The following is a 19,387-nucleotide window of genomic DNA, read 5'->3' on the forward strand; positions in this document are numbered from 1 at the left end:
AACGGCATGGCGCAGACCGGTCCTCGCGACCGGTCTGCGCCGACTTCCCCGGTGGTACGTCGGTGGTACGTCAGACGCGGTCGGCCGCGATCAGCAGGTACTGGAAACTGCCGTTCTTGTACGCGGTCAGGAACGTGTCCTCGATGCCCGTGACCAGGTGGTCGGCCTGCTTGCGGAGTTCCCAGTAGGGGAGGGCGTCGGCGGTCAGGTCCTGTACGTGGACGGGCACCAGCCGGTTCCGGGCCATCGCGCGGAAGTACTCCGACCGTGGGTGGATGTCGCAGATGTAGTGGGCGTTGATGAGGGACACCTCGCGGGAGGCCCGCCCGTACGCGTCGTTGTAGCAGCCGGTGATCGTCACATAGCGTCCGCCGCGGCGCAGCAACCGGGCGTGCTCGGCGAAGAGCAGGTCCAGTTCCACGTACATGGTGGACTCGTTGTTCCAGGACGCCGCGTACGCGCCCGACCGGAAGCCGGTGTCCAGCATGTTCCGATGGTGATAGGCGACCTTGTCGTCGATACCCCGCTTGCGGGCCTGCGCGTTGGCGAACTCGGCCTGCTTGGCGGAGATGGTGACTCCGTCGGCGTGGCAGTCGTACCGCAGGTTGGCCACGACACTGCCGCCGCCGCGTCCGCAGCCGGCGTCGAAGACACGGTCGTCGGGGGAGAGGGGGCCGAGGTGGCTGGAGAGGAGCACGGCCTGTTCCTGCTCCAGACGGTGGAGTTCGGCGGTGAGCCGCTCCCTGCGCAGGTCGGGGTCGGACTCGTCGAGCACGGACCGGTCGGCGGCGCCGATGCCGTAGTGATGGTGGTAGAGGTCGTCGATCCTGCCGAGCTCGAGGTTGACCGGGTTCTCCTCGGCGTTCCAGTAGTCCGCGACGCGGGTCTGGTACGTGGACTGGGTCGGCACCGGGGCTGTCGTGGCGCGTGCGTGGGGGGCGGTGGTCAACGGTGACTCCTCGTGATGGTGCGTGTGACGATGTGTCAGTTCCGTGCGCTTCACCAGTAGTTGGGCAAGTGGTAGCGGTGGGTGTTGGTGGCGTGCCACTCGTGGTTGCCGGCCACCCAGTCGGACAGTCCCTGTGCGTAGCGCTCGACCAGGGGTGAGGTGGCGGACAGGAGCGCCGACTCCTCCTCGAACGCCGCCATGATCCTGTTGTGGATCTCGACCGCCTTGAGATAGGCGGCCTTCAGACCACGTTTCTCGTTCGCGGCGATGACCTGGGGCAGATTCAGATGTGTCGGATCGCTGGCCAGCTCCTTGGTGAAGGAGTACAGGTCGTTGACGATCGTGGTGGCGTTGCACGCGAGGGCGGTGACCCGCTGGATCTCGGGCCGTGCGTACACGGCCTCGGGCAGTTCGTACCCGTCCACGGCGTCGACGATCGACAGACAGGGCCGGAAGTTGTTGAACTGCCGCATCACCAGGTACTCCCACACCTGCGGCACGTACCGGATCTCCGACCAGGCGGCCTCGGCGAGGTAGCCAAGGTGAAGTCGGGCGATGTCGTGCACGAACCTGTCGGTCTGACTGGGAGTGGCGAGGACGGCGTAGTCCCGCAGTGCGAAGTGGTACGAGCGCAGCGGCCCGTCGGCCCGTACGCCGCGGCGCCACTCCTCCTCCAGCTCGGGAGTGCCGTGGTAGGGATCGAGTGCCGCCTGGGCCATGATCAGCCGCCCGCCCAGCCCGCGTGACGAGCCACCCTTGCCCTCGTCCTCCTCGCAGTAGAGGTTGTCGACGAGATTCTCGGCGAGGAGCAACTTGCCTGCGGAGACGAGCCGTTCGAGGTCGGCCGCGCGGGGATGCTGAAGGACGACGGCCCGGCCGAACTGGAAACCGGAGAAGTCCCCCTTCCACGCCGCCGGGAACAGGTCCAGCCCGTGAGCCCACTCCTCCAGTCTGCGGTCGACCTCGGCGGCCTTGGCCGGGTCGGCGGGGGCGACGGGCCGGTACCGCAGCCCGGGGATCGCCCCGCCCCGCCGGGGCGGGCGGGCGAGGCTCGGCGGACCGGGCAGCCGCGACGGCGAACCGGAAGCCGACGGTGTGCTCATTCCGCGGTCCGCCCGACCTGGACGTTCTCCAGGATGCCCGCGGCATCGGGCACGAGGATGGCCATCGAGTAGTAGGCGGTGACGAGGTAGCTCATGATCGCGGTGGTGTCGATGCCCATGAACCGCACGTTCAGACCGGGCTCGAACTCCTCGGGAATGCCGGTCTGGTGGAGACCGACGACTCCCTGGTCCTTCTCTCCGGTGCGCAGGGCGATGATGCTGCTGGTGTGCTGCGGACTGATCGGGATCTTGCCGCACGGAAAGAACGGAACACCCCGCCAGGAGGGCACCTCGTGGCCGTCGACGTTCACCGTGCCGGGCACCAGGCCGCGCCGGTTGCACTGCCGGAAGAAGGCGGCGATCGCCTTCGGATGGGCCAGGAACAGCCGGGTCTTGCGGCGCATCGACAGCAGCTCGTCGAGATCGTCGGGCGTGGGGGCGCCGGAGTACGTGCTGACGCGTTGCCCGTAGTCGATGTTGTGCAGCAGACCGAACTCGCGGTTGTTGACCAGCTCCCACTCCTGGCGCTCGCGGATCTCCTCGACGGTCAGGCGCAGTTGCTGCTCGGTCTGGTCCATCGGATGGTTGTAGAGGTCGGCGACCCTGGTGTGGACGCGCAGCACGGTCTGGGTCAGCGACAGCTCGTACTCGCGAGGCACGAGGTCGTAGTCGACGAAGCCGCCGGCGAGGACCGGCTCGCCCACATGGCCTGCCTGTACGGGGACATCGGCCTCGCCCTTGCGGTTCATGGGTTTGCTCTGCTGCTCCGCGAACGCGGCCAACTGGGCGGCGAGGGACGGGGTGCGGTCCACGAACTGCCTCAGGGAGTCCCAGTTGAGGGCGAGGAGCACGCCCGAGGTCTCGGCCCGCACCGAGTTGAGCCACAGGGGGTCGGCCTGGCCGATCGCCTCGTCCCCCATCCCGTCGCCGTCCGTGATGACGCCGGTTACCTCCTCCTCGCCGTACTTTCCGACGGTGTAGCGGGTGAACCGGCCGTGGACGACGAGGTAGGCCTCCGTGACGGGCTGCCCGGCGTCGAAGACGATCTGGCCGGCGCGCACCTCCCGCACCCGGAACCGGGAGGAGATCTCCTTGAGGGCCTCGGTGTCGGAGTAGCCGCGCAGGGAGGGCAGTTCGGTCAGTGTCTGGGGGATGACCTTGATGTCGTCGGCGCCGTTCTGCTCGAACTGCACCCGGCCCCGGCCGACGCGGAGCTGGAGTCGCCGGTTCACCCGGTAGGTGCCGCCCTTGATGTCCACCCACGGCAGCATCTTGAGCAGCCACCGTGAGGTGATGGCCTGCATCTGCGGTTCGGACTTGGTGGTGGTGGCGAGCTGACGCGCCGCCTGGGTGCTGAGGCTGGTGAAGCGTTCTTCGTCGGTGGGCCCGGCGGCGCTTTCGGGCGAGCTTTCCGGGGCAGACACATTTCCTCCCAAGGCATGAGCGGACGTGAGGGGACGCGCACGAACATGGCTGAACAGGGTGGTGTCGGGGACATCGGGACTCGGGAAGGGTGCGGGCGGCTCGGACCTGACCCGGTGTCAGGGAGGCCGGGTGGGGGGAACGCCCGGACGGCACCCTCGTGTTGGTCCGGGCAACTTGGCAGCACGCGCTGCATGTCAAAGCCAAACAGCCCCGGCCGCCACTCGGGAACCGCGCGCAAGGGGCGTGTTCACGCCCCGACGACGCCACTCCACGGCCCGAAGCAGCCCCTCGACGAGCGCGCACTCCCACGCCGGTCGAATGCGCCCTCCCACCGGCGCGGAGGGCGCACGGACGCCTCGAAGCCTCTGTGCTCAGGTCAGTCGGGGATCCACGTGGATCTTGGGGCCGGGCCCCGCGTGGGCAGGGCGTGCGCCGGCCAGGACGTCACCGACCTGATCCAGGCCGACGGTCGCGGCGACGAGGGGACCGGGGTCGACGGATCCGTCGGCGTAGGCGCGGATCGTGGCGTCGAGGCCGGGGGAGGCGGACAGGATGCCGACCGCCGTGACGTCCTTGAGGGCGAGGGCGCGGGTGTCGATCAGGCTCGGCTCACCGGCCAGTCCCACGTACACGACACGGCCGGCCGGCTCGACCAACTCCAGGGCCAGGCCGGGCAGATGGACGGCGTTGGAGGCGTCGATCACCGCGTCGAACGGCAGGTCCGGGACGGAGTCCTCCGTCCAGACGTGTGCGAAGCCCAGCGTGCGGGCGAAGGCGAGGGACTCTTCGGTGCGGCCCATCAGATGCACCTCCGCTCCGGCGGCGCGGGCGAACATCGCGACCAGCAGTCCTATGGTCCCCGGACCCAGCACCAACGCCCGGTCTCCGGGCTGCAGTTCGGCGGCCTGTGCGGCGCGCAGGGCGTTGCCGCCGGGCTCCACCAGCGCCCCGAGTACGGGACCGACGGAGTCGGGCAGAGCGTGCAACGAGGAGGCCGGTACCGCGAGTTGCTCCGCCAGTGCGCCCGGCCGCGGCCCGCGTATGCCGACCTCCTGCCGCTGCTCGCACACGTGTTGGTGGCCCCGGCGGCAACGGCGGCAGAGGCCGCAGCCGAGCATCGTGTCGCCCATGACCCGCTTGCCGATCCAGGCGGGATCGACGTCGTCGCCGACCGCGGCCACGCGACCGGCCCACTCGTGGCCGATCCGGGTCGGGTAGCTGGAGTGGCCCTGGTCGAGGTAGGCCATCGCACCGGTGAAGAACTCGACGTCGGTGCCGCACACACCGACCCGCTCGACATCGACGACGACCTCGCCCGGAACGGCCACGGGCGCCGGAACCTCCTGGACCGCGTACTTCCCGGGGCCGGTCAGCACGAAGGCGCGTATGAGGTGCACGAGGTCAGTCTCCAATGGTGGGGCGGTCACCGGTGCGGTTCTCCCAGCGGCCCGAGTACGGCACGGATCTCGTCGAGGGCGCCGATCAGGGTCTCCAGGGGTGTCCGGTACGCCAGTGCGCTGATGCTCAGTGCGCCGGAGGGGGTTGTCGGCGAGGTCGCGTACACGGGCAGGGAGAGGCAGTTGACGCCGGTCTCGTTCTCCTGGTCGTCGAGGCCGTAGCCCCGTTCGCCCGTGATCCGCAGTTCGCTGTGCAGGGCGGCTGCCGAACACAGGGTCCGTGGAGTGCGGGGCACCAGGGGCGTCGAGCCGATCCAGGCCTCGACGTCGTCGAGCGTGTCCAACTGCTGGGCGAGCAGCAGTTTTCCGACGGCGGTGGTGTGTGAGGGGTTACGGCCGCCCACCGTCGAGGTCAGCCGGACGGCTCCGGTGGGCGGGTCGACCTTGGCGCGGTAGACGACCTCGCGGCCGTCGAGGACCGCGTAGTGCGAGGTCTCGCCGAACCGGTGGGCCAGTGCTTCCAGCGCGGGACGGATGCGTACGTGCTCGGGGCGGGCCTCGTGGTGGGCGAAGGCCATCCGGAGGAACTCGTCGCCGAGCACATAACGGCCGCGGACGTCCTGGTCGGCCAGACCGGCCCGGCGCAGCGCACCGAGTGCCCGGTGCACGGTCGGCTTGGGGCTGCCGATGACCCGCGTCAGCTCCTCAAGACCCACCCCGTCGGGATACCGGGCGAGTTCCTTGAGGACGGCGAGCACCCGGTCCGATCCCACAAGTCGGCTGCTCTCGGCGCCTGTTGAGCCGTCCGCGCCGAGGTCTGTCGAACCTTCGAACGCCTGCGTATGCTTCATGGCGTTCCAAAGATTAGACCCCTGTGTCGATTATTGGAAGGAGCTCAATGGTGACGCTCCGCAGCGCCCAGTGGTACGCGGGCCAGGACCGCAACGCCTACATCCACCGGGCGTGGATGCGCCGAGGCGTGCCCGGTGATGCCTTCGAGGGCCGCCCGCAGATCGCCATCGCCAACACGGCCTCGGACCTGACTCCCTGCAACGCGCATCTGAACGAGGTGGCGGCGTCGGTCCGCAACGGCGTCTACGAGGCGGGCGGCATCCCGCTGGACCTGCCCGTGGTGTCGCTGGGCGAGACACAGGTGCGGCCCACGGCGATGCTCTGGCGCAACATGGCGGCGATGGCCACGGAGGAGATGCTGCGGGCCAACCCCATCGACGGCGTCGTCCTGTTGGGAGGCTGCGACAAGACGATCCCGTCGCTGCTGATGGCCGCCGCCTCGGTGGACCTGCCCGCCGTCGTCGTGCCCGGCGGCCCGATGCTGACCGGCACCTTCCGAGGTACGCCACTGGGGTGCGGCACGGACGTATGGCGGCTGTCGGAGGAGGTCAGGGCAGGCACGCTGTCCCAGGAGCAGTTCACCCGCTCCGAGTCGGCGATGATCCGCAGCCGCGGGCACTGCAACACCATGGGCACCGCCTCCACCATGGCGTTGGTGGCCGAGGCCCTCGGCACGGTCGTGCCCGGTGTGGCCGGCACCCCCGCCCCCGACAGCCGACTGCTGGAGGCCGCGCACGGCACCGGCCGGCTGGCCGTGGACATGGTCGCCGTCGACCGGCGGCCGGGCACCTTCCTGACCAAGGCGTCCTTCCACAACGCCATCGTTGCGCTAGCCGCGATCGGTGGCTCGACCAACGCGGTCGTCCATCTCCTGGCGATCGCGGGGCGGTTGGGGATCGACCTGTCGCTCGACGACTTCGACCGCATCGGCTCCCGCGTGCCGGTCCTGGTCGACCTGCAGCCGGCCGGGCGCTTCCTCATGGAGGACTTCCACCGTGCCGGAGGCCTGTCCGCCGTCCTGCGCGAGGTACGCGACCTGCTCGACCCGGACGCGCTCACGGTCACCGGCGAACCGCTGGTGAACCATCTCGACGACGCGCCGATCTGGGACGGCGAGGTCATCCGCACCCGCGCCGAGCCGCTGGTCGCCGAGGGCGGTATCGCCGTGCTCCGCGGCAACCTCGCCCCGGACGGCGCGCTCATCAAACCGGCCGCGGCCTCCGCGCACCTGCTGCGCCATCGCGGCCGGGCGGTCGTCTTCGACTCGATCGAGGACTTCCACGCCCGTATCGACGACCCCGATCTCGATGTCGACGCCGACTCGGTCCTCGTGCTGCGCGGCTGCGGGCCCAAGGGATACCCGGGCATGCCCGAGGTGGCCAACATGCCGCTCCCGAAGAAGCTCCTCGAACAGGGCGTCCGCGACATGGTCCGCGTCTGCGACGGCCGCATGAGCGGCACCGCGTACGGCACCGTCGTCCTGCACGTGGCCCCGGAGGCCGCGGCGGGCGGCCCGCTCGCCCTCGCTCGTACGGGGGACCACATCAGTCTCGACGTCCCGGCCCGCCGCATCGACCTCGACGTCCCGGCCGACGAACTGGCCCGCAGGACCCCCACAAAGGCCACCGTCACGGGTTTCGCGAGCCCCCGGCGCGGCTGGGAACGCCTCTACGTCGACCACGTCCTACAGGCCGACACCGGCGCCGACCTGGACTTCCTCGTCGGCTCCAGCGGCTCGGAGGTGAGCCGCGAATCGCACTGACCGACGTCCGCCCCCGGCGGCCGGGCGACCTACTGACTGCCGGGACCCTACGAGGCCCCACGAAGAACCACTACTCGGCCAGGGACTCGAAGTAGGCCTGCTGCGAGGGGTAGTAGTCGTCGAAGCTCGGCGCCGGAGTGCCGTCGCGTGAGGCGACGAGCATGTCGAGGTAGTACGCCCAGCCCGGTCCGATCTCGCCGATCCCCTTCGTGGTCGTGAGGTGATGGACGAACTGGAGCTCCGTCGTCCCGCCCGACTCGGACAACTGCAGCTCCATGCGCCAGTCGCCTGCTTCGTCGGACGTGGAGACGGCGAGGCGCCGCGGCGGCTCGCACGCGTCGATGCGCACCTCGGTCCACGCCTCGCCCTCCTCGAACGCCATCCGGACCCGGATCGTACGACCCGGCGCCGCGTCCCCTTCCCAGGGACCGAACCACCGTGCCGTGCGCTCCGATTCGGTGACGCTCGCCCAGACATCATCGATGGGCGCCCGGAACGTACGGGTCAGGATCAGGTCGTGACCGTCGGCGGTGGGCACGAGCCGACCGTTGGGTACTGGATTCATGCGGTGTCCTCCGTACGTTCTCCACGCTCTCCATGTACTGCCGTGCGACGCATGGACCTCTCACGGCGGGTACGACGAACCTCAGTCTCAAGGGCATCCAGGCGCTGATCCGCCGCCTCCCCACCAACTCGTCCCGAGCCTGAAAGCGTAACCCCGCAGTTACGGATTGGCCTCCAGCGGGCGTGCCTCGGACGACTGCTTCGGGGTTCTGCGCCCACGTCCGACGTCCATCTCCCGCCATTCCGGCCGCAAGCCGGTCAGGTTCGTGGCGAGGAAGTACGTGACCCCGCAGGTGACCAGCACCGGTACGAGCCCGACGGCGGCCACGGCTGTCCCGGCGATCAGCCCGCCGAGGGGGATGCCGGACCAGGCCAGCGAATCGCCGAGCGCGTTGACCCGGCCCAGAATGGGGCGGGGCACCCGCTCGAAGAAGACGGCCCCGATGATCGGGTTGAGGAAGCCCGCGCCGAGCCCGCTGACGGCGAACACGGCCAGCACGACGCCCATCGGCGCGTCGGCGGCGAGGACCAGGAACCGCGGTGCTCCGGCGAACAGGAACCCGGTGAAGAACACCGCCCGCCGCCGCAGCCGGTGTGCGACCGCTGTGGCCAGCAGGCTCCCGCCGATCGCCGCGGCTCCCGCCATGCCGCTCATCAGGCCGATCGCTGTCGGCCCGTTGCCGGATTCCCTGGCCCAGACGGGAATGAGTACCGCGCTGAAGGCCGCGTCCAGCAGGTTGGTGATCCCGACCATGACGATGAGGGCGAGGAGCAGCGGGTCGGCGCGCAGGAAGGTGAAGCCTTCGCCGAACCGTCGCCAGTAGCCCGGCTCCGGCTCCCCGTCCGGCGAGGGGTGTGCCGGGGTTGCGCGTCCCACGTCCCGGGGCAGTGTCATCGCGATGATCACCGATCCGGCCGTGAAACAGGCCGCGTTGACCACAAGCCCCGTCAAGGGGCCGAGCAGAGCCACCAGGGAGCCTGCGGCGGCGGGGCCGACCGTGGAGGCGAGCCGCTCGATCACGCCGGACAGGCCCGCGGCCCGCTCCAGCGGTACCCGGCTGTGGTCGGCCGCCTCCGGCACCATGACCTCCTTGGCGAGGTCGCCCGGACCACGGGCCGCGCCGATCAGCGCGACCAGGGCCAGCAGCAGGGGAAAGGAGAGCAGGTCCAGGGCGTGGAGCAAGGGAACGACAGCGGCGGCCGTCGCACTGGCCAGGTCGGTGACCCAGGAGACGACACGCGGGCCAACCCGGTCCACCAGCGGCCCGGTGAGCGCCTTGACCACCACGTACGGGGTCATCTCACAGAAGGCGACCAGCCCCGTCTGGGTGGCGCTGCCGGTCGTGACCAGTACGAACCAGGGCAGCGCGATGCCCGAGATCCGAGTGCCCGTCAGCGACACGGCCATCGCCGCGAGCACCCCGCCCAGCGCACGATAGGTGCGCGCGTCGGCTAAGAGGTCCTAACAAAGGCGTTGGACGTGGCGGTGAGTGATGAGGCAGGTGGCGAGGCCGAGGAAGGCTTCGTGGATGTCGTCGCGTCGTTCCCAGCGGATCCGCAGGCGGCGGAAGCCGTGCAGCCAGGCGATCGTGCGCTCGACCACGTAACGGAAGATGCCGAGGCCGGAGCCGTGTTTCTCGCCTCGTTCGGCGATCACCGGGCGGATGCCACGCTGCCACAGCAGGCGCCGGTACTTGTCGTGGTCGTAGCCGCGGTCCGCCAGGAGCGCGTCGGGCCTGCGTCTGGGCCGGCCGACGGTGCCGGCCACGGCCGGGATCTTGTCGACCAGGGGCAGGAGTTGGGTGACGTCGTTGCGGTTTCCGCCGGTCAGCGACACAGCGAGCGGGATGCCCTGACCGTCGGTGAGGACATGGTGCTTGCTGCCCGGCCGTGCACGGTCGACCGGGCTGGGCCCGCTTTTGGGCCCCGCCGAGCGGCCCGCACATGGGAGGAGTCGATCACCGCCCGCGACCAGTCCAGCTTCTTCGTGGCACGCAGCTTCTTCAGCAGCACCAGGTGCAGTGCGTCCCAGACCCCGGCCTCGTTCCACGCGGCCAGGCGCCGCCAGCAGGTCATGCCCGAGCCGAAGCCCAGCTCCTGCGGCAGGTACTCCCACTGGATGCCCGTGTGCAGCACAAACAGGATCCCGCACAGCGCCTGCCGGTCCGGGACCCGTGGCCGGCCTTCCACCAGCTTCGGACCCGGATCGGGCAGCAACGGCTCGATGAGCGACCACAGTTCATCCGACACGATCCACGGCCGCGACTGATGTCTCCCCACGAACAGACCAACGACCACCCAAACCGAAAGTCACATGATCAACAGCTTCTGTTAGGACCTCTAAGTCGTCCGTACCGGAGGCCTTCTTCGTCATGGCCTCTCCACGCCTGTGTCCGAGCCTGCGCCTGCGTCCGTGCCCGCGTTCGTGCCCGTCGAGGTGGCGGGCGCGTCGGGCTCGGGCAGCAGGTGGGTGATGACGGAGAACCGCTCGGCGCCCTCGGGGGCCTGTGCCGCCGCCCCCGGTGTGTCCTGCCGATAGCGGGAGATGACCGCCCGCAACTCCTCGTAGAGCGCGGAAGCCTCCTCGGGGGTGATCCGCAGGGGCCAGTCGCTCATGTCGAAGGTGTCCCGCCAGACACGAGGCATGGTCTGAAGCTCGTTGAGCGCCTGCTGGGTGCGTGAGGTGTACGTGGCGGCGACGGACTGCAGGTAGGCCAGTGCGGCCTCGGGTTCCCGCTCGACCAGCTCGTGATCGTTGAACCACGTCCGCTGGTGCACGGAACGCCACCAGCGCTCCCGCGCGTTGCCGCGTTCCGTGTCCTCCTCGACGAGACCGGCCGCGCCGAGCTGGCGCAGGTGGTAGCTGGCCGTCCCGGAATTGACGCCCAGCCGCTCCGCGAGCCGGGTGGCCGTCGACGGGCCGTGCTTCCGCAGCAGTCCCACCAACTGCACCCGCACGGGGTGCGCGAGGGCACGCAGCCCCTTGGCATCCAGAACGACCGAGTCCGGATGGGGAGTCGAGTCCTGCGGCTGCTCGTTCGGTTCAGTCATACCGAGCGACTCTAGACCGCAAAGGGTTCTTCGCAAAGACCTCTTTGCGAAGAACCCTTTGCGGTCAATAGCGCCCCTCGCGACGCCACCCCTTCTTGGCATCATGAGCGCAGTGAACGCGACCGGTGCTTCAGACGAGCGTGACCAGCTTCTTCGTGTGCGGCTGACGAGTCTGCTGGAGGGTGTTCGTCCCTGGGACGAGCAGGAGCGTGTCCATCTCGCCGAGGCGGTGGAGTGGGTTGCCGGCGGGGCTCCGCTCTGGCGGGTGCGGAAACCCGATGTGCCGGCGGTCCATCTCGTCAGCTACTTCGTGGTCCTGGACGAGAAGCGTGGCGAACTCCTGCTGGTCGCCCACCGGAAGGCCGGTCTGTGGCTTCCCAGTGGTGGTCACGTCGAGCCGATGGAGGACCCGTGGGACACGGTGGTGCGTGAGTGTCGAGAGGAACTGTGCGTCGAGGCCGTTCCGGCGGTGGTCGCCGGTAGGGAGCCGTTCTTTCTGACCGTCACGCAGACGCGCGGGCAGGGGCGGCACACCGACGTGTCGCTCTGGTACGTCCTGCGGGCGGACGTCGGCAGCGTCGTCACCTTCGACGAGGGTGAGTTCTCGGCGATCAAGTGGCTGTCCCTGTCACAGGTCCTCGCCGAGCCCGGGGACACTCTCGACCCCCACATGCACAGGTTCACCCGCAAGCTCATGGCCGCGCGGCCAGGGTGAGCGCAACCCCTCCGTCCGGTCACAGCTCACGTTCAAAGCGCGTCAGCCACCGGGGCGTTGGGGTCGGACCCGATCGTGACGCCTTCCTGCGTCGGTGTCCGGCGACGAGCAATGCCGAGCCGGCGAGGGCCGCGATTCCGGTGCCGACGGCCCAGCCGCCAACGCCGCTGCCGTCCTCCTCGGGCAGAGCGCAGGAGACCATGCCGTTCTCGGCCACCTGGACGGGTGCCGTGTCGTTGCTGCGTTCGGTGTCCTTGACCCGGGTGCTACCCGGCCCTGATGCGCCGGTCCGGGCCGAGACGGACACGCAGCCGGAACGGGTGTCGTCGCTGGTGGTGCGCAAGGTGAACTCGTAGAAGACCTTTTGGCCGACCCCGCTGTATTGGCTGCAGGTGTAGCTGCGGCCGCGATTCTTCGTCCGGCAGACCTGGTCGGCCATCTCCTCCTCGGCCTCGGGGTCGTAAGGCGCCCGGATCACCTCGGTGCCGGGCGGTGCGATGAACACGGTCCGGATCTCGCCCGTCACGGCGGGGCCGTTGTTGCGGTAGCCGATGCGGATGCGGTGGGTCGTGCCGACATTGCCGCGCAGCGCTGCGCCGATCGCCTCGATGTCGGCGGTGTTCCGTACCGGCACGTTCACCTCCGTCGGCTCAGGGGTGGTGGTGAACGCCATCCCTTTGCCGCCGGTCGGGTCCGGAGTGAGGGAAAGGGGTGTCCCCTGCCCCGGCGTGAGGCCGGGGTCGGGGTCGTCCACACAGCACGGCGGGCCCGGGTGTCGTCCGGAGGAGTGGAAGGACCAAGCCCCGTAGGACAGTCGCTCGGCCAGCGCGGCACGGCTCGACCTGACCCGCAGCACCGGCTTCACCCGCATCGTCTCGCCGGGAGCTATGACGGCGTCGGGAAGGAGGCATTGGACGGTGTCGGCGTCCTTGGCATAGCGGCAGTTGCTGTGCCGGGTGGCCGCGGACAGATCTGCGGTGCCTTCGATGAGCAGGACGACCCCGCGGGCAGGAACATCGCCGGTGTTGCGGATGACGATGGGCACGCCGAAGGTCTCCCCGACAGCGGTCGCACTGAGCACGGCACCCTTGTTCACCCGCAGTTCGGGCCGCCCGGCGATCACCGTCAGACTGCCTCGGACGGCGGGCAGGCCTTCCGGCTTGAGGGTGTAGCTCAGGCTGCCGGAGTCCCCGGCCCGGGCCCCGGCCGCGGGGCGGAGCTTCAGCTCCTGCGTGTTCCAGCCCTCGGAGTCGGGGTGCAGCTGCTTGGAACAGGTGAAGGACGGCATCCGCGGCCTGCAGCCGTCGGCCCCCGATGCGACGACCGCGACCCCGTCGATCCCCGCCGCGTCCACCGTGAGTTCGGCATTCCGTGGCGGCCCGTCGTACGCGAACTCAAGGCCGAGCCCATCGGAGGTGTACGGCTCCTGCGAATGCAGCGGTACGTAGAAATAGTCCTGCGTGATGTCGCGCGGCCCCCGCTCCGCCGCCGTCGCCCGGCCAACGCCCGCAAGAGCGGTCATCAGAGTCAGGGCAATGGCCACCACCCACCGGACGACGACCGCGCGCCGACGGTCCCGTATCCCGAACATTGCCGCAGTATCCCGCACCACCTTCCGCACCACGTCCTGTACGACCTGCCGTCCGTGGAGCCGAAACAGGGTGGCCCACCCTTGCAGTTGGGGCCTACGATCATGACCAAGGCGGGGTCGTAGCACAGAGGTAGTGCGCCGCGACATCATCTCGGAGGACGTCGGTTCGAATCCGGCCGCCCCGCCCCTTCTTCGACCGCCCCGCCCCTTCGGAGCACGCAGTTCGAGGCCCGCGGCCATGAACAGGCCACGGGTCGAGAGCGAGCTCCAGGCGAAGACGCCTGTTCAGTCGATGATCGCGACGGCTTCGACCTCGACCAGGAGGTCGGGAGCGGCCAGAGCTGCGACGCCGATCCCCGTGAGAGGGGCGGCCGGGGTGACCCCCAGCTTCGCGGCGGCGCGTGCGACCCCCTCCGCGAACAGGGGCATCTTGTCGGGGGTCCAGTCGACGAGGTAGACGGTCAGTTTCACCACGTCGTCGAAGGAGGCTCCGACCTCGGCCAGGGCCGTGCCGACGTTGAGGTAGGACTGCTCGACCTGAGCGGCGAAGTCACCTTCGCCGACGGTGACCCCTTCGGCGTCCCAGGCGACCTGCCCGGCGAGGAAGACCATCCTCGACCCGGTGGCGACCGACACCTGCCTGTAGAGGTCGACCTTCGCCAGTCCTTCGGGGTTCACCAGGGTGATGGCCATGCTGACTCCTTGTCGCAGAGCCCCTGTCATGAGGGCTCGTTTCCGTCGAACCACGCTTCCCGTGGTCTCTTGTGGTTACTGGGAAACCGTAGGAGAGTGTGTGCTGACATGGAAGAACGCACTTTTCAGTGACTGGGGAACCTCATGGTGACCAAGCAGCTCAGCGACTCGCCCAACGAACCCGACGAAGCGGATGTGACGCGCGCGGACTCTCTGGCGCGGGAGATCTTCTCGGACGTCGCCAACAAGTGGGCACTCCTGATCATCGAGTCCCTCGGTGAGCGCACCTTGCGGTTCAGCGAACTGCGGGACGAGGTCGAGGGCATCAGCCACAAGATGCTCACGCAGAACCTGCGCATGCTGGAGCGCAACGGCCTGGTCGACCGGAAGGTGCACCCCACCGTGCCGCCGCGGGTCGAGTACACCCTCACCGAGCCGGGCCAGGGCCTACGGGCGACGGTGGACGGAATGTGCGACTGGACCCACCGGTACTTCGGACACATCGAGGCCTCCCGCCGCAGCTTCGACGGCTGACGTCAACTGCCTTGCCTGTCAGGGGATTTGCCTGCCAGGCAATTCGGCGGTCCGGCATTGGCCCTGACGGCGGGCATCCCCTACTCTCGAAAATACCTACGGGGGTATCGCGTGGAGATCGTGAGGAGTCCTTCATGCCATCCATGTCCTCCGCCCGCCGTTCCGCCCGGCGGCACCACCGGGTGCTGATCGTCGGAGGCGGCACCGCCGGTATCACCGTCGCCGCCCGCTTACGCCGAGCCGGTGTCACCGACGTCGCCGTGCTCGAACCGGCGAGCACCCACTGGTACCAGCCCCTGTGGACCCTGGTCGGCGGCGGCCAGGCCCCGCTCGACATCACCCGCCGCCCCGAAGTCTCCGTGATGCCGAGGCGGGTGTGCTGGATCCGCGAGGCCGCCGCATCCGTCGACCCCGAAGCCCGGACGGTCACCACCACCGAGCACCGCACCATCGGGTACGACCACCTGGTGATGGCTCCCGGCCTCCAACTTGACTGGGACGCGGTCCCCGGCCTGGACACCGCTGTCGGACACGGGGCCGTCTCCAGCAACTACTCCTTCGAGCACGCCCCGTACACCTGGGAACTGATTCGTGGCCTGCGCTCGGGCACCGCGGTCTTCACCCAGCCCACCGGCCCGGTCAAGTGCGGCGGCGCCCCGCAGAAGATCGCCTACCTGGCCGCCGACCACTGGCGCAGGCAAGGGGTGCTGGACCGAATCCGAGTCGTCCTCGTCCTGCCCGCGGACTCCATGTTCGCCGTACCGGTCTGGCGCCGGGCCCTGGAGCGGGTCGCCGAGCGCTACGGCATCGAGGTGCGACTGAACTCGGAGATGACCGCTGTCGATGGCGCTGCCCGCCGGCTGACCCTGACCGATCACTCCACGGGCGACGAGGAGACGATCGCGTTCGATCTGCTCCACGCCGTCCCGCCGCAGAGTGCCCCCGACTGGGTCAAGCACAGCCCGCTCGCCGACCCCGCCAGTCCCTACGGCTATGTGGAGGTTGACAAGTACACCCTCCAACACCCGCGCCACCACAATGTCTTCGCCCTGGGTGACGTCGCGAACCTGCCCACCTCCAAGACCGGTGCCGCCGTCCGCAAGCAGGCCCCCGTCGTGGTCGCCAACCTGCTGGCCGGGATCGGGGCTGATCCCAACGGCGAGCCCCGTGACCTGCGCCGCTATGACGGCTACACCTCCTGCCCGTTGGTCACGGCCCGCGACAGGATGCTGCTCGCCGAGTTCGACTACGACCTGCGCCCCGCCCCCAGCATCCCGTTGGTCGACACCACCAAGGAACGCCGGGACATGTGGCTCCTCAAGCGCTACGGCCTGCCCGCCCTGTACTGGCACGGCATGCTCAAAGGCCTTGCCTAGAAGGCCGGGTGATCCGCGTCCCCGCCCAGCCCTGCCCAACTCGGCCCGTCCAGCCACTCCATGAAACCCGCCGCTCGGACCTGTGGGATACGTGAACTGGCCTACGCGCCAGGCCAGTTGGGACGTACGTTGTGCGGTGAACCATCCACGCCTCGGCCGAGAGACGGGCTGTACTCATGACCGACCACGCGACGACGCCCGGACCCGAGGCGCATCAGAAGATCGACACTTCGGTGCCGCACTCGGCGCGGATCTGGAACTACTGGCTGGGCGGTGAGGACAATTACGCCGTGGACCAGGAAGCCGGCGACGCGTACACCGCCGTCTTCCCCGGCATCGTGACCATCGCCCGCAGCAGCCGCGCCTTCCTGCGCCGCAACATCACCTACCTGGTCGCCGAGGCGGGTATCCGGCAGTTCCTGGACGTCGGAACCGGTCTGCCGACCGCCGACAACACCCATGAGGTCGCCCAGCGCATCGCGCCGGAGTCCAGGATCGTCTACGTCGACAACGACCCGCTGGTGGTGGCACACGCCCGCGACCTGCTCCACTCCACCCCGGAGGGGGCGACGGCCTTCGTCGACGCCGACGTGCTGGACCCGGACCGCATCCTGGCTTCCGCCGCCGAGACGCTGGACCTCACCCGCCCCACCGCCCTCGTCCTGAGCAACATCCTGGGGCACGTCGCCGACCACGACCAGGCGCGCTCCATCGTCACCCGCCTGATGGACGCGCTGCCGTCCGGCAGCCACCTGTCCATCAACGATGGTTCACGCGGCATCGATCCGGACTTCGAGCAGGCCCAGGACGCCTACAACGAAAGCGGCGCCGTCCCGTACAACCTGCGTACCGTCGACGAGATCACGGCGTACTTCGACGGCCTGGAACTCATCGAGCCCGGGGTCGTCTCGGTCCCTCTCTGGCGCCCGGAACCCACCTTCGCCACGCTCGAACCCGTCGGCGAGCACGGCGGCCTCGCCCGCAAGCCTTGACCGTCGGCAGTACCGTCGTGCCTCAGGGGCCGAAGTGCTCCATACGTGCTTGGGCGGGCGGGTAGGGGGACGAGGAGGTCGTTCCGACGGACCAGTACTCGCCGGTGTCGGGGATCCGGGCAAGTGCGTTGAGCACGACCGGTGTTGTCGCGAGCGGGCCGCGTTCGCTCACCCAGGCCGTGCCGTCCCAGCGCAGATAGTGCGCCCGTGTCTGGTCCCAGAAGTCCCAGCCGGCGATACGGTCCGGCCGACCCTGGTCGTCACCGGTGATGCCGCTGAGCAGGCCGACGGTGAACGGCGGGGTGACATGACTCCAAGCCGTGCCGTCCCAGTGCCGCAGGACGCAGCTCGGGGGCTTTCCGGGCGGCCCGCCGACTCCGTAGTCGTAGGCGGTGAGCCAGACGTCGTCGGCGGCGCAGGGGAGAAGCCCGGTGACACCGAAGCGGAACCCTGTGGGCGGCGGCAGTTCCGTCCAGGCTCCGTCCCAGCGGGCGACGACACCGGTTCCGTACACCCATATCTCGCCATCCGGTGTGCGGTGGACGCCCGATGGCGCCTCGGTCGCCGTGCTCGGCAGCAGCGCGTACCAGCGCCACTCCTGTTTGTTCCAGTGCAGCAGCCCCTGCCTGTCACTGTTGCGGCCGGAGACCCAGGCCCGCCCGTCCGGGGCGACCGCCACGCCGGTGAGTTCGGTCCCGGTGTCCTCCTGCCCCGGATACGCCATCTCCTGCCAGGTGACGCCGTCCCAGGCCAGCAGGTGCCCGTGTCCGGAGGTGTCGGTGCCGACGGCCCACGCCGCGTCGAGGGAACCGCCGGCGACGGAGTGCAGTTGACCCGAGAAATCCAGATGGTCCAAGCCGGTCTGTGTCCACGCCGTGCCGTCCCAGACCATCGCCAGGGGCCTGCCCCGTGTGGAGCCGTTCCGGCCCTCCTCGCCCACGGCCCACGCGAGCTCGGGCCCGGCGGCAGCCACGTCCAGGAGCTGCGCGGCCCCCTGCCCGATCGGTACGGGTACGGGTTGCCAGCCAGGGGGAAACGCGGAGGAGGTGGCGCCGCGGGCGGTCGCGAGGGGCCCGGCCGCCGTGGCCAGCCCGAACCCTGCCGCGGTGCCGATCAATCCACTGACGAAGTGCCGTCTTCGCACGGGGACTTCCCTTCATGTACCGAGTAGGGAGGATCCACCGTTGGACAGGACGCCGAAGAGGTCAATGCACGGAGGTGAGCATCTCGCGGCCCGTCGGGAATCGGCCGAAACACCCCCGCCGACATCCTGGAGCGAGAGTGCCGACAAGCCGTACGGCCCTCACCGCACCCGGGGCAGCCCCGTCACGGACATCATGAGTGAGTAGAGCGAGGTCGTGGCCGTGATGAAGAGGTGGTTGTTCTTCGGGCCGCCGAAGGCGATGTTGGAGACCGGCTCGGGCACGCGCAGCCGTCCGATGAGGGTGCCGTCGGGGTCGTAGCAGTGCACGCCCTCGTCGAACGCGGCGGCCCACAGGCGCCCTTCGTCGTCGAAGCGGATGTTGTCGAAGCCGCCCTCGGTGTGCTGGGCGAAGACCTTGCCGTCCGAGAGGGTGCGATCCTCGTGCACGTCGAAGACGCGGATCTGTCCGGCCTTCGTGTCGGCTACGTACAACTGCCGTTCGTCCGCCGAGAAGACCAGGCCGTTCGGTCCGCCGAAACCGTCCGCGACCCGGTCGACCCTGCCGGTCACCGGGTCGATCCGGTAGACGTCGCAGCTGCCGATCTCGCTCTCGGCCCGGAACCCCTCGTAGTCGCTGGTGATCCCGAAGTCCGGGTCCGTGAACCAGACGGAGCCGTCGGAGCGTACGACCGCGTCGTTCGGGCTGTTGAACCGCTTGCCCTCGAAGCGGTCGGCGAGCACGGTGAGGCGCCCGTCGTGCTCGGTGCGGGTGACCCGGCGGTTGCCCTGCTCGCAGCTCACCAGCCGGCCCTCACGGTCGAGTGTGTTGCCGTTGACGTGTCCGGCCGGGGAGCGGAAGACCCCGACCGTGCCCGTGGCCTCGTCCCAGCGCAGCAGGCGGTCGTTGGGAATGTCGCTCCAGATCAGTTGCCGCCAGGCGGGCAGATAGAGCGGCCCCTCGGCCCAACGGCAGTCGGAGTGCAACCGCTCCAGCCGCGCGTCGCCGTTCGCACACCGCCCGGTGCGAAAGCGCTCGTCCAGGACCTCGTACAGATTGTTGAGAATCTCGCCGGACATGGCCAACCTCTCCCCGTGCGGATCTGAGCGTCATGCGGATCTGAGCGGCGTCCGGATCTGAACGTCATGCGTCTGTGAACGCCATGGGATCTGAACACCATTCGCTGTGATCCTAATACGACCGAACCAGATATGGTGGGGCCATGGGGATGGTCAACGGGA

17 protein-coding genes and 1 pseudogene are annotated in these 19,387 nt (G+C 69.3%); 5 read left to right on the plus strand and 13 right to left on the minus strand.

Translation table 11 applies throughout. The annotated features are described in order from the left end of the window. Positions 1-70: 70 nt before the first annotated feature. The 5 genes from ACN20J_RS45700 to ACN20J_RS45720 all read right to left on the minus strand — a co-directional run bounded on the left by ACN20J_RS45700 (position 71) and on the right by ACN20J_RS45720 (position 5,725). A complete protein-coding gene (locus ACN20J_RS45700; protein ID WP_419668338.1) occupies positions 71-949 on the minus strand; it encodes a geranyl diphosphate 2-C-methyltransferase in 879 nt (292 codons plus the stop codon). A gap of 50 nt (positions 950-999) precedes the next feature. Continuing rightward, on the minus strand, positions 1,000-2,052 hold the full coding sequence (locus tag ACN20J_RS45705; protein ID WP_419668339.1) for a family 2 encapsulin nanocompartment cargo protein terpene cyclase: 1,053 nt from the start codon (positions 2,050-2,052) through the stop codon (positions 1,000-1,002). Further along, a complete protein-coding gene (locus tag ACN20J_RS45710) occupies positions 2,049-3,476 on the minus strand; it encodes a family 2B encapsulin nanocompartment shell protein (RefSeq protein ID WP_361886544.1) in 1,428 nt (475 codons plus the stop codon). The genes ACN20J_RS45705 and ACN20J_RS45710 overlap by 4 nt, the downstream gene beginning before the upstream one ends. Positions 3,477-3,848: 372 nt before the next feature. Next, positions 3,849-4,874 carry a zinc-dependent alcohol dehydrogenase gene (locus ACN20J_RS45715; protein WP_419668340.1) on the minus strand — a complete coding sequence of 342 codons (1,026 nt, stop codon included), beginning with the start codon at positions 4,872-4,874 and terminating at the stop codon, positions 3,849-3,851. A gap of 26 nt (positions 4,875-4,900) precedes the next feature. Next, positions 4,901-5,725, minus strand: coding sequence for an IclR family transcriptional regulator (locus ACN20J_RS45720; protein WP_419668341.1), 825 nt, complete (start codon positions 5,723-5,725; stop codon positions 4,901-4,903). Between the two features lie 47 nt (positions 5,726-5,772). Between ACN20J_RS45720 and ACN20J_RS45725 the strand changes: the two genes are divergently transcribed. Then, a complete protein-coding gene (locus tag ACN20J_RS45725; RefSeq protein WP_419668342.1) occupies positions 5,773-7,488 on the plus strand; it encodes a dihydroxy-acid dehydratase in 1,716 nt (571 codons plus the stop codon). 70 nt (positions 7,489-7,558) lie between these two features. On the opposite strand, the gene ACN20J_RS45730 is transcribed toward ACN20J_RS45725, so the two are convergent. The 4 genes and pseudogenes from ACN20J_RS45730 to ACN20J_RS45745 form a co-directional block, all read right to left on the minus strand. Continuing rightward, positions 7,559-8,053, minus strand: coding sequence for an SRPBCC family protein (locus ACN20J_RS45730; protein WP_189843082.1), 495 nt, complete (start codon positions 8,051-8,053; stop codon positions 7,559-7,561). Between the two features lie 159 nt (positions 8,054-8,212). Continuing rightward, complete coding sequence (locus tag ACN20J_RS45735; protein WP_419668343.1) at positions 8,213-9,460, minus strand: MFS transporter; 1,248 nt, start codon at positions 9,458-9,460, stop codon at positions 8,213-8,215. 54 nt (positions 9,461-9,514) lie between these two features. Beyond that, a pseudogene (locus ACN20J_RS45740) lies at positions 9,515-10,350 on the minus strand (IS5 family transposase). 72 nt (positions 10,351-10,422) lie between these two features. Continuing rightward, on the minus strand, positions 10,423-11,103 hold the full coding sequence (locus ACN20J_RS45745; protein ID WP_361922846.1) for a winged helix-turn-helix domain-containing protein: 681 nt from the start codon (positions 11,101-11,103) through the stop codon (positions 10,423-10,425). A 103-nt stretch (positions 11,104-11,206) separates the two neighbouring features. Here ACN20J_RS45745 and ACN20J_RS45750 point away from each other — a divergent pair, with 103 nt between their 5' ends. Then, on the plus strand, positions 11,207-11,818 hold the full coding sequence (locus ACN20J_RS45750; protein ID WP_189843080.1) for an NUDIX domain-containing protein: 612 nt from the start codon (positions 11,207-11,209) through the stop codon (positions 11,816-11,818). 19 nt (positions 11,819-11,837) lie between these two features. On the opposite strand, the gene ACN20J_RS45755 is transcribed toward ACN20J_RS45750, so the two are convergent. Together ACN20J_RS45755 and ACN20J_RS45760 are read right to left on the minus strand one after the other, a co-directional pair. Then, on the minus strand, positions 11,838-13,409 hold the full coding sequence (locus ACN20J_RS45755) for a hypothetical protein (protein WP_194532052.1): 1,572 nt from the start codon (positions 13,407-13,409) through the stop codon (positions 11,838-11,840). 285 nt (positions 13,410-13,694) lie between these two features. Beyond that, positions 13,695-14,102, minus strand: a complete 408-nt coding sequence (locus ACN20J_RS45760; protein WP_189843078.1) for a RidA family protein — start codon at positions 14,100-14,102, stop codon at positions 13,695-13,697. 144 nt (positions 14,103-14,246) lie between these two features. Here ACN20J_RS45760 and ACN20J_RS45765 point away from each other — a divergent pair, with 144 nt between their 5' ends. The 3 genes from ACN20J_RS45765 to ACN20J_RS45775 all read left to right on the plus strand — a co-directional run bounded on the left by ACN20J_RS45765 (position 14,247) and on the right by ACN20J_RS45775 (position 17,004). Further along, a complete protein-coding gene (locus ACN20J_RS45765) occupies positions 14,247-14,636 on the plus strand; it encodes a winged helix-turn-helix transcriptional regulator (protein WP_189843077.1) in 390 nt (129 codons plus the stop codon). Positions 14,637-14,770: 134 nt separating this feature from the next. Continuing rightward, complete coding sequence (locus ACN20J_RS45770; protein WP_419668344.1) at positions 14,771-16,012, plus strand: FAD-dependent oxidoreductase; 1,242 nt, start codon at positions 14,771-14,773, stop codon at positions 16,010-16,012. A gap of 176 nt (positions 16,013-16,188) precedes the next feature. Next, positions 16,189-17,004 (plus strand): SAM-dependent methyltransferase, encoded by an 816-nt coding sequence (locus tag ACN20J_RS45775; protein WP_419668345.1) that lies wholly within the window; start codon positions 16,189-16,191, stop codon positions 17,002-17,004. A gap of 22 nt (positions 17,005-17,026) precedes the next feature. Here the strand turns inward: ACN20J_RS45775 and ACN20J_RS45780 are convergent, their stop codons facing one another. Both ACN20J_RS45780 and ACN20J_RS45785 read right to left on the minus strand, forming a co-directional pair. After that, entirely contained in the window at positions 17,027-18,148 is a 1,122-nt protein-coding gene (locus ACN20J_RS45780) for a hypothetical protein (RefSeq protein WP_419668346.1), read from the minus strand. A 159-nt stretch (positions 18,149-18,307) separates the two neighbouring features. After that, a complete protein-coding gene (locus ACN20J_RS45785) occupies positions 18,308-19,225 on the minus strand; it encodes an SMP-30/gluconolactonase/LRE family protein (protein WP_419668347.1) in 918 nt (305 codons plus the stop codon). Between the last annotated feature and the right edge of the window lie 162 nt (positions 19,226-19,387).

It is taken from the genome of Streptomyces sp. 2-1 (genome assembly GCF_048564895.1).
In the GTDB taxonomy this organism is placed as follows: domain Bacteria; phylum Actinomycetota; class Actinomycetes; order Streptomycetales; family Streptomycetaceae; genus Streptomyces; species Streptomyces phaeochromogenes.

Bases quoted from the DNA above. Each gene is read 5' to 3' on its own strand.
- ACN20J_RS45705 (WP_419668339.1), bottom strand. From the start codon at position 2,052: ATGAGCACACCGTCGGCTTCCGGTTCGCCGTCGCGGCTGCCCGGTCCG.
- ACN20J_RS45720 (WP_419668341.1), bottom strand. From the start codon at position 5,725: ATGAAGCATACGCAGGCGTTCGAAGGTTCGACAGACCTCGGCGCGGAC.
- ACN20J_RS45725 (WP_419668342.1), top strand. From the start codon at position 5,773: ATGGTGACGCTCCGCAGCGCCCAGTGGTACGCGGGCCAGGACCGCAAC.
- ACN20J_RS45730 (WP_189843082.1), bottom strand. From the start codon at position 8,053: ATGAATCCAGTACCCAACGGTCGGCTCGTGCCCACCGCCGACGGTCAC.
- ACN20J_RS45735 (WP_419668343.1), bottom strand. From the start codon at position 9,460: ATGGCCGTGTCGCTGACGGGCACTCGGATCTCGGGCATCGCGCTGCCC.
- ACN20J_RS45745 (WP_361922846.1), bottom strand. From the start codon at position 11,103: ATGACTGAACCGAACGAGCAGCCGCAGGACTCGACTCCCCATCCGGAC.
- ACN20J_RS45750 (WP_189843080.1), top strand. From the start codon at position 11,207: ATGAGCGCAGTGAACGCGACCGGTGCTTCAGACGAGCGTGACCAGCTT.
- ACN20J_RS45755 (WP_194532052.1), bottom strand. From the start codon at position 13,409: ATGTTCGGGATACGGGACCGTCGGCGCGCGGTCGTCGTCCGGTGGGTG.
- ACN20J_RS45760 (WP_189843078.1), bottom strand. From the start codon at position 14,102: ATGGCCATCACCCTGGTGAACCCCGAAGGACTGGCGAAGGTCGACCTC.
- ACN20J_RS45765 (WP_189843077.1), top strand. From the start codon at position 14,247: ATGGTGACCAAGCAGCTCAGCGACTCGCCCAACGAACCCGACGAAGCG.
- ACN20J_RS45770 (WP_419668344.1), top strand. From the start codon at position 14,771: ATGCCATCCATGTCCTCCGCCCGCCGTTCCGCCCGGCGGCACCACCGG.
- ACN20J_RS45775 (WP_419668345.1), top strand. From the start codon at position 16,189: ATGACCGACCACGCGACGACGCCCGGACCCGAGGCGCATCAGAAGATC.
- ACN20J_RS45785 (WP_419668347.1), bottom strand. From the start codon at position 19,225: ATGTCCGGCGAGATTCTCAACAATCTGTACGAGGTCCTGGACGAGCGC.